Here is a 14573-nt window from a genome sequence, read left to right on the forward strand (position 1 = left end):
TGTGATCTTTGGAATGGTGTGCGCCCTTGGTGCGGCGGTCTGCTTCGGTACGGCGACGGTGCTGCAGGCGATCGCCGCGCGCTCGGCGGCGGCGACCGGGCCGGGCGGGGACGTGGCGCTGCTGTGGCGGGCGCTGCGCCAGTGGCGGTACCTGGCCGGCCTCGCGCTGGACGGGCTCGGTTTCGTGCTGCAGATCCTCGCGCTGCGGTCGGTACCGATCTACGCCGTGGGGGCGGCGCTGGCCGCGAGCCTGGCGGTGACGGCCGTGGTCGCGGCGCGGCTGCTCAAGGTGCGGCTGAGCCGCGTCGAGTGGGCGGCGGTGGCGGTGGTGTGTGCCGGGCTCGCGCTGCTGGGGCTGGCGGCCGGGGCGGAGGGCGACGAGGAGGGACCGGCCTGGCTGAAGTGGGCGATGCTCGGGGCGGCGGCCGGGGTACTGCTGCTCGGGGCGGCGGCAGGGCGGCTGCCGGAGCGGGGGCGGGCGCTGACGCTCGGGCTCGGGGCGGGGCTGGGGTTCGGGGTGGTGGAGGTGTCGGTGCGGCTCATCGACGGGTTCTCGCCCGGTGAGCTGTTCCCCAATCCGGCGACGTACGCGCTGCTGCTCGGTGGCGGGGCGGCGTTCCTGCTGCTCACCTCGGCCCTGCAACGCGGGTCGGTGACCACGGCGACGGCCGGGCTGGTGCTCGGGGAGACCGTCGCCCCCGCGCTGATCGGTGTGGTGTGGCTCGGGGACCGGACGCGACCGGGGCTGGGGTGGCTGGCGATCCTGGGTTTCGCGGTGGCGGTGGCGGGTGCGCTGGCGCTGTCGCGGTTCGGGGAGGCGCCGGTGGAGGCGGAGGAGGGGGAGGAGGGAGCCGTCGCGCCGCGGTGAGCGGCAGCGCTTTCCCGGCTGCCGGATTTCTTCGCCATCCGGACAAATTCGCAGCTGCGTCGCGGGCTACCCCGGCGTCTGTCCTGCGACTTCCCCTGCGGCTGTCTTGCGGCCGTCCTGCAGCTGTCTCGCGGGCAACCCGAAAATGTTTGTTGAATCTTGAACGCGGGGTGAGCGCTTTCCGTATGGGACGGCGTGACCAGTAATCCCGTCACGGTCACCGTGGCCTATCACGTGACGCCGGGCCGTGCGGCCGACTTCCACTCCTGGGGGTGGGCCATGCTGGGCGCGACCGCGCGGCAGCCGGGGTTTCTTGGGGGTGGGGTACTTGTCGACGGAGGGGCGGAATGGCATGTCGTCTATCGCTTCGCCAGCGAGGGTTCGGCCCTGGCCTGGGAGAAATCGTCCTCCCGGGAGCAGTGGGACGCCCGGCTGGACGGGGTCGCCCGGGAGACGGAGCGCCGGAGGGTGCCGGGCGCCCGGGCCTGGTTCGACGCGCAGACGCTGACGCCCGCGCCGCCGACTCCGCCGTCCAAATGGAAACTGTGGTTCGTGAATATGAGCGCCGTTTTTCCACCGGTGCTCCTGTTCAATCTGACGGTGCTTCCCTATCTCGGTGACCTCAACGCACTGTTTCGCACGCTGTTGTTGTGTCTGTGTGTGACGGCCCTTGTCACCTGGATTCTCATGCCGCGGCTCCAGCGTTTCTTCAGGAAATGGCTTTACCCGTCGCTCCAGGCACTGCGCGGGCGGCACAAACGCCGGGCCGCATAGGCCCGCGAACGATCAGAGGGAGGTGGGCGGGTGAAGACCCTGCTCATCGACAATTACGACTCGTACACGTACAACCTGTTCCAGCTGATCGCCGAGGTAAACGGCGAGGAGCCGGTGGTGCTCCGGAACGACGCGCCCGTCGACGGTCTTCCCGATCTCCGGGCGTTCGACAACCTCGTGGTGTCGCCGGGCCCCGGGCATCCGGGCGTGGCACGTGACTTCGGCATCGGGAGCAGGTTGCTCGCGACCTCCCCGGTTCCCGTGCTCGGTGTGTGTCTGGGGCATCAGGGCATCGCGCTCGCGGAGGCCGGGCTGGTGGGGCCCGCTCCGGAGCCGCGGCACGGGCATCTGTCCACGATCCGGCATGACGGACGGGACCTGTTCCACGGCCTGCCGCAGCACTTCACGGCCGTCCGCTACCACTCGCTGGCCGTGCGCGAGCCGCTGCCGGAGACGCTGGAGGCCACGGCCTGGGCGGAGGACGGCGTCCTGATGGGGCTCCGGCACCGCAGCCGGCCGTTGTGGGGAGTGCAGTTCCATCCCGAGTCGGTGCTCACGGAGTACGGGTACCGCATGCTCGTCAATTTCCGGAACCTCACCGCCGAGCGGGCCGGCAAGCTGCGCACGAAGAACACGGCCGTGCCGATGCCTCCGGCGGTTCGGCGGCGGGCGGTGGTGCCGGAGTGCGAGACGGGGATCCGGCGTGCGACAGGGGGTGCTTTCGGCGCCGTTGGCGCTCGTCGGCCCGTGGTTGCGGCCGTCTTCCAGGTCGCTGCGGTCAGCCGGGGCATTGCGGTTCCTCAGGGGGGCGCCGTCGGCCAGGGCGCGGTGACACTGCCCGGCGGGGCCGGGGCACTCGCCTTCGTCGGAGCCGCCGCGTCCCCCGCGGCGACTCCGACGCCCGGCGGGGCGGGCGGAGTCGCTTCACCGTCCCGGGGCGTCCCTGCCGCGCGGCAGGGGGCAGCCGCCGAGGGCGGCCCCTGCGCCCCGACGCCAGGTGGCGCCGGCCCGATGGGCGCGGACCTTCTTACGACCTCGATCTCCCCGACCGCGGGGCGAGAGACACCGGCCGAGGGCGGCCCACCCGCCCCGGCGCCCGGCGCAACCGCCCCCGCCGCGGAGCGGGGGACGCAAGCCGAGGGCGGCCTCTCCGCTCCGACACCCGGTGCCACCTGCCCGACCAGGGAAGCCACCGCTCCGACCCGAGACACCCCCGCCACGCGGCAGGCCGCATCCGCCGAAGGCGGCCCCACCGCCCCGGCACCCCGCGCAGCCGCCCCGACCGCAGGGCGAGAGACAGCCGCCGAGGGCAGCACCTGCACCCCGATGCCCGGTGCCACCGGCCCGGGCGACGTGGACGCCCCGGCGACCGAGACCGGTCCGTCCGCGGAGCAGGACGCGGGCGCCGAGGAGGCCGTGTCCGCACCCGCGTCCGGCAGCGCGGGTATCTCGCCGGGCCGCGGCGTCCCGGTCGGGGGGCGGGTGGCGGCCGGTGACACGGTCGGTGGCGACGTATCAATGCCCCGGGCCACCGCCGGAGTCGGCATGCCCGCTCCCGTCATCCCCCGCCCCCGGCGCCCGGAGCGGGTCGGGTATCGGCTGCACACGCGGCGGGTCACCGGGGCCGTGGACGCCGAGGCCGTTTTCGGGCGGATGTTCGCCGGGTCGGCGCGGGCCTTCTGGCTCGACAGTTCGCTGGTGGAGCCGGGGCGGTCGCGGTTCTCGTTCCTCGGGGACGATCAGGGGCCGCTCGCCGAGTTCGTGCGGTACGACGTCGACGCCGGACGGTGTGAGATCGAGCGGGCCGGGCGGCCCGTGCGGCGGGTCCGGGCAAGCGTGTTCGACTATCTGAAGCGGCAGTTGGGCAACCGCCGGGTGGACGCGACCGGGCTGCCGTTCGACTTCACCGGCGGGTACGTCGGCTACTTCGGCTACGAGATGAAGGCCGACTGCGGGTCGTCCAACCGGCACCGCTCCCCCGCCCCGGACGCCGCCTGGCTGTTCGCCGACCGGGTGATCGCGGTGGACCACGAGGAGGGCTTCACCTACGCCGTGTGCCTCGCGGAGGACACCCCGCAGGCCGCTCGGGAGGCCGCGGACTGGCTGGAGGGCGCGCTCGCCGAGATCTCCTGCGTGGCCACGGGGCAGCAGCCCTCGGTGCCCGGCCCACCGCCCCCGGCCGACCCCGGCGCAGCCGAGCCGTGGCTGGTGCGCGACCGGGCGACGTACCTCGCCGACATCGAGGCGTGCCGGGAGGCGCTGCGGTCCGGCACCAGCTACGAGGTCTGCCTGACGAACGCCGCCCGGTTACCCGCTCCGCCCGACGCACTGGAGTTCTACCGGACGCTGCGCCGCGACAACCCGGCTCCCTACGCGGCGTTCCTGAGGTTCGGGGAGCTGGAGGTGGCCGGTTCCTCGCCCGAGCGGTTCCTGCGGATCGGCCGGGACGGCACCGCCGAGGCCCGGCCCATCAAGGGCACCGCGCCCCGGGGCGACGGGCCGGAGGAGGACGCCCGGCTACGGGACGCGCTCGCGTCGGACGCCAAGACCCGGGCCGAGAACCTGATGATCGTGGACCTGCTGCGCAACGACCTGGGGCAGGTCTGCCGGACCGGGACCGTGCGGGTATCCAAGCTGATGGCGACGGAGACGTACGCCACCGTGCACCAGTTGGTGTCGACCGTGCAGGGCAGGCTGCGGCCCGGCACGGACGCGGTGGACTGTGTGCGGGCCTGCTTCCCGGGCGGGTCGATGACCGGCGCGCCGAAGCTGCGCACGCTGGAGATCATCGACTCGCTGGAGACCGAGGCCCGCGGTGTCTACTCCGGCGCCCTCGGCTACTTCGGCTGCGGGGGCGGCGCGGACCTCAGCATCGTGATCCGGACCGCGGTCCTCGCCGACGGCGTGATGCATCTGGGCGCGGGCGGCGCGATCGTGCTCGACTCCGATCCGGAGGCGGAGTACGACGAGATGCTGCTGAAGACGGCGGCCCCGATGCGGGCCCTGCACCAGCACACCGCCGACCGGACGGGGCGGCAGGGCCCGCCGGGGCGGACGGCCCGGGCGGCCGGGGAGGCCCGGCGATGACCAGTCCGCAGGTCACGCTGGACCCGGCCGGGACCGAGGCGCCCGGCAATCTCGCGGCCCAGCTCGCGGAGCTCGCCGAGCGTCGCGGGTGGACCGGGCGGACCGCCTTCCACCAGGGACACCGCGCCTGGACCCACGGCGAGGTGCACGACCTCGCAGCCCGCGCGGCCACCGTGCTGGCCGGGCACGGGGTGCGCCCCGGCGACCGGGTGCTGCTGGCGCTGCCGGACTCCCTCGCCTGGGTCACGGCGTTCCTCGCCACCGCCCGCCTCGGTGCCGTCGCGGTCCTGGTCAACCCCGAACTGCCCGCCGCCGACCACGCGTTCCTGGCCGAGGACACCGACGCCGCGCTGTGTGTGACGGGGCCCGGCCTGGAGGCGCGGTTCGCCGGCCGGGCGGGGCTGGGTGCCGACCAGCTGATGGCCCTCGCCCCCGCCGCCGGGCCCGCCCCCGCCCACCAGGTCGACGCGCACAGCCCGCTCTACGTGCAGTACACGTCCGGCACCACCGGCCGCCCCAAGGGCGTCGTGCACACGCACGGCGATCCACGGACGTACCACGACCTGGTCGGGCGGCGGGTGCTGCGGATCACCGCCGAGGACGTCACCCTGTCGGTGTCGAAGCTGTTCTTCGCCTACGGGTTCGGCAACGCGTTCGTCTTCCCCCTGTTCTCCGGCTCGTCCGCCGTCCTGGTGGACCGGCGGCCCGGCCCGGCCATGATCGACGAACTCGTGGCCCGGCACCGGGTGACGCTGCTGTACTCCGTGCCGTCCGCGTATGCCGCGCTGGTCGCCGAGCGGGGGCACGGGCACGAGGGCTGCTTCGCCTCGGTGCGGGCCGCGGTGTCGGCCGGCGAGGGGCTGCCGGAAGGGCTGGCGCGGCAGGTGACCGCGCTGCTGGGCGCGCCGGTGCTGGAGCAGATCGGCTCCACCGAGGCCGGTCACGCGTTCTGCGCCAACGGCTTCGCCCACAACCACCCGGGCACCGTCGGCCCGCCCGTCCCCGGTTTCGAGGTGGAGCTGCGCGACCGTGACGGCCACCCCGTGCCGGACGGCGACGAGGGCGAGATGTGGGTGCGCGGGCCGACGGTGACGCCCGGCTACCTCGACCGGCCCGAGGAGACCGCCCGGACGCTCGTGGGCGGCTGGCTGGCCACGCGGGACCGGGCCTGCCGCGAACCGGACGGCACCTACCGGCATCTGGGCCGCGCCGACGACATGGAGATGGTCGGCGGCATCACCGTCTCCCCGCTGGAGGTGGAGGCCGTGCTGCGCGGCCATCCGGCGGTGCGGGAGGTGGTGGTCGCGGCCGTTCCCGACGGGCGCGGCGCGAGCCGGCTGCGGGCGTTCGTGGTCCCCGCCCCGCCCGTCCGGGACGGTCTGGCCGACGAGTTGCTCGGTCTGGCGCGGGAGAGCCTCGCCGCGTTCAAGGTCCCCCGCAGCGTCAGCTTCGTGCCGTCGCTGCCCCGCACCCCGACCGGGAAGCTCCGCCGCCATCTGGTCCGGAAGGGCGCCTGGTGACCACCACGGAGAGGAACGACCCCATGCGACAGCCCCTGTTCGCCGACCGAGGGTTCTATCTGGGACCGGTCTTCCGGCGTGCGGCCGACCGGCACGGGGCGGTCTTCGTCACGCTCGACCGGCCGCTCGACATCGCCCCCGGCCTCGGCGTCGACCTGAGCTACCGCGTGCTGGCCGAGGTGGTCGAGGAGGTGTCCGGCCGATTGTGGGAGGCCGGGGTGCGCCCCTCGGAGCAGGTCGTCGTACACAAGGCCGACAACGTCGACATCATGCTGCTGACCTGTGCCGTCTCCCGTATCGGGGCCGTGCCCGTGCTGCTGTCGCCGACGCTGGCCCCCGCGGTGGCCGGGCAGCTCCTCGCCCGGCTGCGGCGGCCCTGGCTGATCACGGACGGCGCGACGCTGGCCGGTCTGGGGGACGTCGGCGTGTCCGGGCTCGTGCGGCGGACGCTGACCGTGGACGAGGCGCCCGGGGCCGAGCCGCTGGCGGCGTACTCCGGGGCCGAACCGCCCCCGCCCGTCCGGCTGCACCCCCGTGAACCCGCCCTGATCACCCACAGCTCCGGCACCACCGGCGTCCCGAAACTGGCCGTGCACTGCGCGGGGACCATGTGGAACCGGCTCGTGCCGCAGCAGGCGATGGGCTGGCCCACCCGGGGCGAGACGGCCGCGCTGCACATGTCGTTCGTGCACTCGCGCTTCTACCATCTGCTCGGCGTGCTCCTGCACTTCGGCAGCCCGCTCGTGCTGATCACCGACCCGGACCCGGCCGCGGTCGGGCCGCTGCTGGCCCGGCACCGGCCCGGCATCGTGGAGACGCACCCCAACACGTTCGTGCTGTGGGAGGAGCTGGCCGGTGCGCCCGGGGCGCCGCTGTCCCGGGTGCGGTCGTACGGCTCGACGTTCGACGCGATCCACCCGCGCACCGTGCGGCGGCTGCTGGACGCGTCTCGGCGCCGCACGCCCTGGCTGATCCAGCTGTACGGGCAGAGCGAGACGGGGCCGGTGGCGTTCCAGGTGGTGACCCGGCGCAGCGCGGCCCGGGCGGACGGGCGCCGGGTCGGGTTCGGGATACCCGGCTTCACCCGGGTCCGGGTCACCGACGCCGACGGCGCGCGGGTCCCGCCCGGCACCCCGGGCCGCATCGAGGCGCGCACCCGGGGCCGGATCCTCACCTACCTCGGCCTCCAGGAGCGCTACGACCGTCAGCTCACCGACGGCTGGTGGGAGATGGGCGATCTGGGCTACCGGGGCCGCCTGGGCGCGCTGTACCTGATCGACCGGGAGGCCGACCGGATCGACGCCGTGCACAGCAACCTGGAGGTCGAGGACGCCCTGATGTCGCGGCTCGAGGAGTTGCGCGAGGTCGTGATCGTGCGGGGGGCGGAGCGCGAGCCGGTGCCGGTGGTGTGCGTGCGCGGCGAGCGGCCCCTGGACCCGGAGCGCTGGCGGCGGGCCACGGCCGGGCTGCCTGCGATGGCCGAGCCGCGGCAGTGGCGGTTCGAGGAGCTGCCGATGACGGCGACCTGGAAGGTGAAGCGCGGGGAGATCGCCCGGATGCTGTCCGCCGTGCCGGAGCCCAGGGTGGAAGGCGCCCGGGCATGACCCCGGTCCTCGTCGTGGGCGCCGGTCCGGTGGGCCTGTCGGCGGCCTTGGCGCTGCGGGCGCACGGCCTGCCGGTCACGCTGCTGGAGGCCGACCCGCGGGAGCGTGAACGACCGGGCAGCCGGGCCCTGTTCGTGCACCGGGAGACCCTCGCCCTGCTGGACGCGATGCTGCCCGGCCTCGCCGCCGAGATCACCTCGTACGGACGGACCTGGCACACCCGGCGCACCCTCTACCGGGGCCGTGAGGTCTACGCCCGGACCTACCCGCCCGTGACCGGCCCGCCGCCCTTCACCAGCCTGCGCCAGACCGACACCGAGCGGTTCCTGCGGGCGGCGTGCGAGCGGGCCGGGGTGGACTTCGTGTGGGGCGCGCGGGTGGCGGGTGTGCGCACCACGCCGACGGGCGTCTCGCTGACCGGCGAGGACGGGCGGGTGTGGACCGGCCCGTACGCGGTCGCCGCCGACGGGGCGCGCTCCGCGGTCCGCCGGGAACTGGGCATCGCGCTGGAGGGCACCCGCGGCGAGGGCTTCCACGTCGTCGCGGACATCGCCGATGTGCCGGGCGCCGAGCTGCCGTTGGAGCGGGTCTTCCACTACGAGCACCCCGGGGCCGGCGGGCGCGGCGTGATGCGGGTGCCGTTCACCGGGGGCTTCCAGGTCGACCTCCAGTGCCGCGACACCGACCGGCCGGAGGACTTCGGCACCGAGGAGGCCGTACGGCGCCGGCTGCCCGCGCTCGTCGGGGACGGCTACGGCGACCGGATCCTGTGGGTGTCGACGTACCGCTTCCTGCGCATGGTGGCGGCCTCGTTCACCGATCCTCACCGGCGGGTGCTGCTCGCCGGTGAGGCGGCGCATCTCTTCCCGCCGTTCGGGGCGCGCGGGATGAACAGCGGGATCGCGGACGCTGCGGCGGCGGCCGAGGCCATCGCCACGGGGACCGGCGCGGCGGTCGAGCACTTCGCCGAGGTGCGGCGCGCGGCGGGCCTGTTCAACATGGCCGCCGCGGGTACGGCCCTGGACCATCTGCGGCCGCGCCGCCGGATCGTCCGGGCCAGACAGCGGGCCGCGGCGGCCCTGGCGCCGGTGCTGCCGTGGTGTGGATCCTGGCTGGAGCACGCGCCCTACGGACCCCGGCACGGGACACCCGCGGTCGCGGGCCGCACGTACTGAGGAGGACCTCGTGGAGACAAGACCGGCGGTGGCGGAGGGCCTGTGGGCGTGGACGCCCCGCCGTGGCCTGACCCCGGCCCCGGAGCGGGCGGCGGGCGGGCGGGCGGCTGCTCGTCGCGGACTCCTGGCTGTTGCGCGAGGGCGGGGTGCGGGCCTACGCCCGGCACCGGCAGCGGTTCTCGCGGTCCTGCGTTGAGTGCGGCGGACCGGATCCGCGGCGGCTCGTGGCGTTCTGGCAGGACGTGACCGCCGCGCTGCCGCGCACGGGGACGTGGTTCCCCCGGGTGGAGCTGGCGGCCGGGTCCCTGGAACTGCGGCTGCTGCTGCGGCCCGCTCCGCCGCTCGGCACGGGGGTGCGCCTGTGGGCGGCGGGCCAGTCCGATCCGCGGACCGTCCCGCGGCGCAAGGGGCCGGACCTGGACGCCTTGGCCCGGGTGCGCCGCCGGGCCGCGGGCGAGGGCGCGGAGGAGGCGGTGCTGATCGCCCCCTCGGGCACGGTCCTGGAGTCGGCCACCGCCGGTGTCCTGTGGTGGGAGGACGACACCCTGTGCCTGCCCCCGCCGCGGCTGCCCGTCCTGCCGAGCGTGACGGCCGGGCTGGTCCAGGAGCGGGCGCTGCGCTCCGGGTTCCGGATCGGGCACCGGGAGCGGACCGTGGCCGAGCTGGACGGCCGTGAGGTGTGGCTGGTGAACGCGCTGCACGGAATCCGGCCCGTGACGGGCTGGGCCGGCCGGCCGATGCGGGTGCCTCCGGCGGAACGGGCCGGTGAATGGCGGACATGGCTGGACGACATCATGGAGCCGCTTCCGGCCGACTGAATTGCCGGGAAAAGCGGAGTGAAAGCAACGCCGGGTCGAATGCGACCCGGCGCCATTTCCGCTTTTCTTTTCAGCTTTTCGGGACCATGCGCGTAGCTATCGCGATGCGGTTGTAGGCGTTGATGACGGTGGCCGCCCAGATGAGGGCCGCGATCTGGTCCTCGTCGAAGACCTCGGCCGCCTCGGCGTAGACGGCGTCCGGGACGCGGCCGTCGTGGACCAGCGTCACCGCCTCGGTCAACGCCAGGGCGGCGCGCTCGTGTTCGGTGAAGAACGGCGTCTCCCGCCAGGCGGCCAGGGTGTGGAGGCGCTGCTCGGTCTCGCCCCGCCCGCGGGCGTCCCGGGTGTGCAGGTCGAGGCAGAACGCGCAGCCGTTGATCTGCGAGGCACGGATCCTCACCAGTTCCAGCAGTTCCGGTTCGAGTTTCGCGTCCTGGGCCGCGGAGACGGCGGCGGCATGCAGGGAGCCCATTGCCGCGGAGACGTCGGGGGTTATTTTCTTCAGGGCGACACGGGATATGGAGGAACGTTCACTCATGGAGTGACCATATCCTTCGGGACGTATTCCGGAGGGGAATTCGCGCGATTATCCGGGCAGTACCGCGCACAGCGCGTCCAGCGCCCCGGACCAGGCGTGGTCCGGCGGGGTGCCGTAGCCGACGACCAGGGCGTCGTCGTGCTCGGCCGGCGCGGCGGGGTTGCGGTAGCGGGCGAGTCCGTGGAGCGCGAGACCCCGCCAGTGCGCCGCCTGGACCACCGACTGCTCGGTGCCCGGCGGCAGTCGCAGCAGGACGTGCAGCCCGGCCGCGATGCCGGTGACGCGGGCTTCCGGGGCCCGGGCGGCGACGGCGGCGACCAGGGCGTCCCGGCGGCGCCGGTAGCGCAGGCGGGTCGCGCGGACGTGCCGGTCGTAGGCGCCGGAGGTGAGGAACTCGGCCAGGGTCAGCTGGTCCAGCACCCCGCACGTGTCGACGCCGCCCTTGGCCGCGGCGGCCTCCTCGGCGAGGCCCGGCGGCAGCACCATCCAGGCCAGCCGCAGTCCGGGCGCGAGGGACTTGCTCGCGGTGCCCAGGTAGACCACCCGGTCGGGGTCCAGGCCCTGGAGCGCGCCGACGGGCTGCCGGTCGTAGCGGAACTCACCGTCGTAGTCGTCCTCCAGCACCAGTCCGCCGGTGCGTCGCGCCCAGTCCACGACGGCCGTACGGCGGTCCCGGTGCAGGGGCACGCCCATGGGGAACTGGTGGGCGGGGGTGAGGAGAACGGCCTCGGCGGCCGTCAGCCCGCCCGGGTCGGTGCCGAGTCGGTCGAAGGGCAGCGGGGTGGTGCGCAGTCCGCACGCAGCCAGGATCCTCCTGTGCACGTCGAGGCCGTACGACTCGACCGCGACCGTCCGTGCCCCGCGCGCCCGCAGGACCGTGCCCAGCAGCTTCAGGCCGTGCGCGAACCCACCGCACACCACGATCCGTTCGGGGTCGGCGCGCACGCCCCGGGCCCGGGACAGGTACCCGGCGAGCGCGGCCCGCAGCTCGGGGCGGCCGCGCGGGTCGCCGTAGTCCAGGGCCTGGTACGGGGCGGCCGTGAGGGCGCGGCGGGCGGCCTTGAGCCACTCCGTGCGCGGGAAGGACGCGAGGTCGGGGCTGCCCGGGCGCAGATCGTAGGCCGGGCGGGTGGCGGCGCGGGGGTGGGGTGCCGTGCCGGACGGCGGGACGACCTCACTCCCCCACCGCCTCAAGGGCGTGGGAGGTGCCCCCATCGCGACCCGGGTGCCCGAGCCCTGCCGGGCGGTGAGCCAGCCCTCGGCGACGAGGTCGGCGTAGGCGTCGGCGACGGTGTTGCGGGCGATGCCCAGGTCGGCGGCGAGCGCGCGGGAGGAGGGCAGCCGGGTGCCGGGGGCCAGCCGGCCGGAGCGCACGGCCTCGCGCAGGGCGTCGGTCAGGCCCCTGCGCAGGCCCGGTCCGGTCGGCTCCACCAGCAGGTCGATGCCCAGAGTGGCCCAGGTTTCCGCCATGGAAATGGACCATACTCCTGGGCTGCTTCCTTCCTAGGGTCGAGGGCATGACGACGCACACCGACGAGACGACGCCCCCGGCAGGCGCGGAGTACGCCCCCGAGCGGCCCGCCCGCCTGGAGTGGGCCAAGCACGCGCCCGAGGTCTACAAGGCGATGGTCCGGCTGGAGACCGCCGCCCGTAAGGGTCTCGACCCCACGCTGTACGAGCTGGTGAAGATCCGCGCCTCCCAGATCAACCACTGCGCGTTCTGCATCGACATGCACACCAAGGACGCCCTCGCGGCGGGTGAGAGCGTCGAGCGGATCGTGCAGCTCAGCGCCTGGGACGAGTCGCGGCACTTCTACACCGAGAAGGAGATCGCCGCGCTGGAGCTGACGGAGGCGGTGACGGTCCTGACGGACGGGTTCGTGCCGGACGAGGTCTACGACAACGCCGCGAAGCACTTCGAGGAGGCCGAGCTGGCACAGGTCATCGCCGCGATCACGGCCATCAACGCCTGGAACCGGTTCGGGGTGACCTGCCGGATGGCGCCGGGGCACTACGAGCCCGGCCAGTACAAGTGACGACCCGGACCCGGCTGCTGGACCCCGCGGTCGGCCGGGCCCTCTCGGACGTCAGCGCCACGGCGAAGAAGGGCCTCGGCGACCCGGCCCTGGCCGAACTCGTCGTCATCCGCGCCTCGCAGCTCAACCACTGCGCGTTCTGCCTCGACATGCACCTCGCGCTCGCCCGTGAGTACGGGGTGAGCGAGCGGCAGTTGGATCTGCTGGCCGCGTGGGAGGAGGCGGAGGGCGTCTTCGACGAGCGGGAGCGGGCCGCGCTGGCGCTGACCGAGGCGGTCACGGTCCTCACTGGGGGCACCTCCCAGGCTTTCGGCTCTGGGGGAGGGTTCGTGCCGGACGAGGTGTACGAGCGCGCGGCCCGGCATTTCGACGAGACGCGGCTGGCCCATCTGATCGGGCTGGTCGTCGCCATCAACAACTGGAACCGGGTGATGGTGAGTCGCCGGATTCCGCCAGGGGGTTACACGCCATGACCAAGGCCGATGTGTTCCGGGCCCTGCACCGGGGCCGGGTGCCCGGTGATCCGCTCGTGCTGCCCGGGCCGTGGGACGCGGCCAGCGCGCGGGTGTTCGCCGAGGCCGGGTTTCCCGCGCTCGCCACGCCCAGCGCCGGGGTCGCCGCCTCGCTCGGGTACGAGGACGGGCAGGTCCCGGCCGACGAGATGTTCGCGGCCGTCGCCCGGATCGTCCGGGCCGTCGACGTGCCCGTGTCGGCGGACGTGGAGGGCGGCTACGGGCTCGCGCCGAAGGACCTCGTGGAGCGGCTGCTGGAGGTGGGCGCGGTCGGCTGCAACCTGGAGGACTCGGCGGACGGGGTGCTGAAGGACCCCCGCGCACACGCCGCCTGGCTGGCGGAGGTGCGCGAGGCGGCCGGTGACCGGCTGTTCGTCAACGCGCGCATCGACACCTTCTCCCGCGGCGTCGACGATCCCGGCCAGGCCATCGAGCGGGCCGCGTTGTACGTCGCCGCCGGAGCCGACTGTGTGTATCCGATCGGGGCCCCGCCGGAGATCCTGCCGCTGCTGCGGGCCGGGATCCAGGGGCCGGTCAACGTCGGGGCCCTGACGGACGAGGGCCCCTCGCCCGCCGAACTCGGCGAACGAGGGGCCACCCGGGTCACCTTCGGTCCGGGGCTCCAGCGGCGGGCCACCCGCGCACTGCGGGAGATCGCCGCGGGGCTGCGACGGTAGGGACGCTCAGGACAGCCACTTCTTCCACGTGGACTCGTGGCTGTCCACCCACTTCTTCGCCGCGTCCTCCGGCGTCATCTTCTTGTCGGCGATCATCAGGGAGACCTCGTTCTGGTCCTCGGTCGTCCACTTGAACTTCCTCAGGAAGGCCGCCGCCTTGCCGCCCTTCTTCGCGAAGTCCGCGTTGAGGTACTTCTGCAGTGGGGTGTGCGGATAGGCACAGGCGACCTTCTCCGGGTCTGCGTCGCAGCCCTCCTTGTACGGCGGCAGCTTCACCTCGGTCATCGGGACCTTCTTGAAGAGCCACTGCGGCGAGTACCAGTAGGTGAGGAAGGGCTTCTTCTCCTTGGCGAACTGCCTCATCTGCGTGATCTGCGCCGCCTCGGACCCGGCGAACACCACCTGGTAGTCCAGCTTCAGGTTCTTCACCAGCGCCTTGTCATTGGTGACGTAGGACGGCGAACCGTCCATCAGCTGTCCCTTGCTGCCGCTCTCCGGGGTCCGGAACTGATCGGCGTACTTGTTGAGGTTCTTCCAGTTCGTGATGTCCGGGTGCTTCTTGGCGAAGTACGTCGGGACGAACCAGCCGATGTGTCCGGTGACGCCGAGTTCGCCGCCGGGCGCGATCGTCTTCTTGTCCTTGACGTACCGCTGTTCCTGCTCGGGGTGGCCCCAGTCCTCCAGGAGCGCGTCGACGCGGCCCTGGCTGAGGGCGTCCCAGGCGGGCACCTCGTCGACCTGGACGGTGTCGACGCGGTAGCCCAGCTCGTGCTCCAGGAGGTACTGGGCGACGGCCACGTTGGACTGGGCGCCCACCCAGGACTGCACGGACAGGGTCACGGTCTTGGCGCCCTGAGCGTTGGCGAAGGGCGACGCCTGCTTGGTCATGTCGGCGGCACCGCAGCCGGTGAGCAGCGCCAGGGAGCTCACCGCGGCGACCGCGGCGGAGGTACGGAATCGCATG

At 73.8% G+C, this 14573-nt stretch carries 13 protein-coding genes; 10 read left to right on the plus strand and 3 right to left on the minus strand.

The features are described 5' to 3' along the window. Positions 1–13 precede the first annotated feature (13 nt). The 7 genes from BJ965_RS14675 (at position 14) to BJ965_RS14710 (ending at position 9846) form a co-directional block, all read left to right on the plus strand. Complete coding sequence (locus BJ965_RS14675; RefSeq protein WP_184917172.1) at positions 14–868, plus strand: hypothetical protein; 855 nt, start codon at positions 14–16, stop codon at positions 866–868. 195 nt (positions 869–1063) lie between these two features. Continuing rightward, complete coding sequence (locus BJ965_RS14680; protein WP_184909054.1) at positions 1064–1642, plus strand: antibiotic biosynthesis monooxygenase; 579 nt, start codon at positions 1064–1066, stop codon at positions 1640–1642. Positions 1643–1672: 30 nt separating this feature from the next. Then, a complete protein-coding gene (pabB, locus tag BJ965_RS39330; protein WP_313666867.1) occupies positions 1673–4729 on the plus strand; it encodes an aminodeoxychorismate synthase component I in 3057 nt (1018 codons plus the stop codon). Continuing rightward, positions 4726–6249 (plus strand): AMP-binding protein, encoded by a 1524-nt coding sequence (locus BJ965_RS14695; RefSeq protein WP_184909055.1) that lies wholly within the window; start codon positions 4726–4728, stop codon positions 6247–6249. Before pabB ends, BJ965_RS14695 begins: the two co-directional genes overlap by 4 nt. 23 nt (positions 6250–6272) lie before the next feature. Further along, positions 6273–7853 (plus strand): class I adenylate-forming enzyme family protein, encoded by a 1581-nt coding sequence (locus BJ965_RS14700; protein WP_184909056.1) that lies wholly within the window; start codon positions 6273–6275, stop codon positions 7851–7853. Next, the gene (locus BJ965_RS14705; protein ID WP_184909057.1) at positions 7850–9028 is read left to right on the plus strand and encodes an FAD-dependent monooxygenase; all 1179 of its coding nucleotides are present in this window, start codon (positions 7850–7852) and stop codon (positions 9026–9028) included. The genes BJ965_RS14700 and BJ965_RS14705 overlap by 4 nt, the downstream gene beginning before the upstream one ends. Positions 9029–9174: 146 nt before the next feature. Then, positions 9175–9846, plus strand: a complete 672-nt coding sequence (locus tag BJ965_RS14710) for an aminotransferase class IV (RefSeq protein WP_313667755.1) — start codon at positions 9175–9177, stop codon at positions 9844–9846. Positions 9847–9916: 70 nt separating this feature from the next. Here BJ965_RS14710 and BJ965_RS14715 read toward each other — a convergent pair whose 3' ends face one another. Next, the gene (locus BJ965_RS14715; RefSeq protein WP_184909058.1) at positions 9917–10384 is read right to left on the minus strand and encodes a carboxymuconolactone decarboxylase family protein; all 468 of its coding nucleotides are present in this window, start codon (positions 10382–10384) and stop codon (positions 9917–9919) included. 48 nt (positions 10385–10432) lie between these two features. After that, the gene (gene pdxR / locus BJ965_RS14720) at positions 10433–11854 is read right to left on the minus strand and encodes a MocR-like pyridoxine biosynthesis transcription factor PdxR (RefSeq protein WP_184909059.1); all 1422 of its coding nucleotides are present in this window, start codon (positions 11852–11854) and stop codon (positions 10433–10435) included. Between the two features lie 47 nt (positions 11855–11901). Here pdxR and BJ965_RS14725 point away from each other — a divergent pair, with 47 nt between their 5' ends. Genes BJ965_RS14725 through BJ965_RS14735 form a run of 3 tightly spaced genes read left to right on the plus strand, consistent with a single transcriptional unit; the run spans position 11902 to position 13609 of the window. Next, entirely contained in the window at positions 11902–12420 is a 519-nt protein-coding gene (locus tag BJ965_RS14725) for a carboxymuconolactone decarboxylase family protein (RefSeq protein WP_184909060.1), read from the plus strand. Next, positions 12417–12893, plus strand: coding sequence for a carboxymuconolactone decarboxylase family protein (locus tag BJ965_RS14730; RefSeq protein WP_184909061.1), 477 nt, complete (start codon positions 12417–12419; stop codon positions 12891–12893). Before BJ965_RS14725 ends, BJ965_RS14730 begins: the two co-directional genes overlap by 4 nt. Beyond that, the gene (locus BJ965_RS14735) at positions 12890–13609 is read left to right on the plus strand and encodes an isocitrate lyase/PEP mutase family protein (RefSeq protein WP_184909062.1); all 720 of its coding nucleotides are present in this window, start codon (positions 12890–12892) and stop codon (positions 13607–13609) included. The genes BJ965_RS14730 and BJ965_RS14735 overlap by 4 nt, the downstream gene beginning before the upstream one ends. Before the next feature lie 6 nt (positions 13610–13615). Here the strand turns inward: BJ965_RS14735 and BJ965_RS14740 are convergent, their stop codons facing one another. Continuing rightward, positions 13616–14572, minus strand: a complete 957-nt coding sequence (locus BJ965_RS14740) for an ABC transporter substrate-binding protein (protein ID WP_184909063.1) — start codon at positions 14570–14572, stop codon at positions 13616–13618. Between the last annotated feature and the right edge of the window lies 1 nt (position 14573).

It is taken from the genome of Streptomyces luteogriseus, assembly GCF_014205055.1.
Taxonomy (GTDB): Bacteria; Actinomycetota; Actinomycetes; order Streptomycetales; family Streptomycetaceae; genus Streptomyces; species Streptomyces luteogriseus.

What these genes read in the sequence shown, in the direction of transcription:
- BJ965_RS14740 (WP_184909063.1), bottom strand. Translation starts at nt 14,572, where the DNA reads ATGCGATTCCGTACCTCCGCCGCGGTCGCCGCGGTGAGCTCCCTGGCG.
- pdxR (WP_184909059.1), bottom strand. Translation starts at nt 11,854, where the DNA reads ATGGCGGAAACCTGGGCCACTCTGGGCATCGACCTGCTGGTGGAGCCG.
- BJ965_RS14675 (WP_184917172.1), top strand. Translation starts at nt 14, where the DNA reads ATGGTGTGCGCCCTTGGTGCGGCGGTCTGCTTCGGTACGGCGACGGTG.
- BJ965_RS14695 (WP_184909055.1), top strand. Translation starts at nt 4,726, where the DNA reads ATGACCAGTCCGCAGGTCACGCTGGACCCGGCCGGGACCGAGGCGCCC.
- BJ965_RS14715 (WP_184909058.1), bottom strand. Translation starts at nt 10,384, where the DNA reads ATGAGTGAACGTTCCTCCATATCCCGTGTCGCCCTGAAGAAAATAACC.
- BJ965_RS14705 (WP_184909057.1), top strand. Translation starts at nt 7,850, where the DNA reads ATGACCCCGGTCCTCGTCGTGGGCGCCGGTCCGGTGGGCCTGTCGGCG.
- BJ965_RS14700 (WP_184909056.1), top strand. Translation starts at nt 6,273, where the DNA reads ATGCGACAGCCCCTGTTCGCCGACCGAGGGTTCTATCTGGGACCGGTC.
- BJ965_RS14735 (WP_184909062.1), top strand. Translation starts at nt 12,890, where the DNA reads ATGACCAAGGCCGATGTGTTCCGGGCCCTGCACCGGGGCCGGGTGCCC.
- BJ965_RS14725 (WP_184909060.1), top strand. Translation starts at nt 11,902, where the DNA reads ATGACGACGCACACCGACGAGACGACGCCCCCGGCAGGCGCGGAGTAC.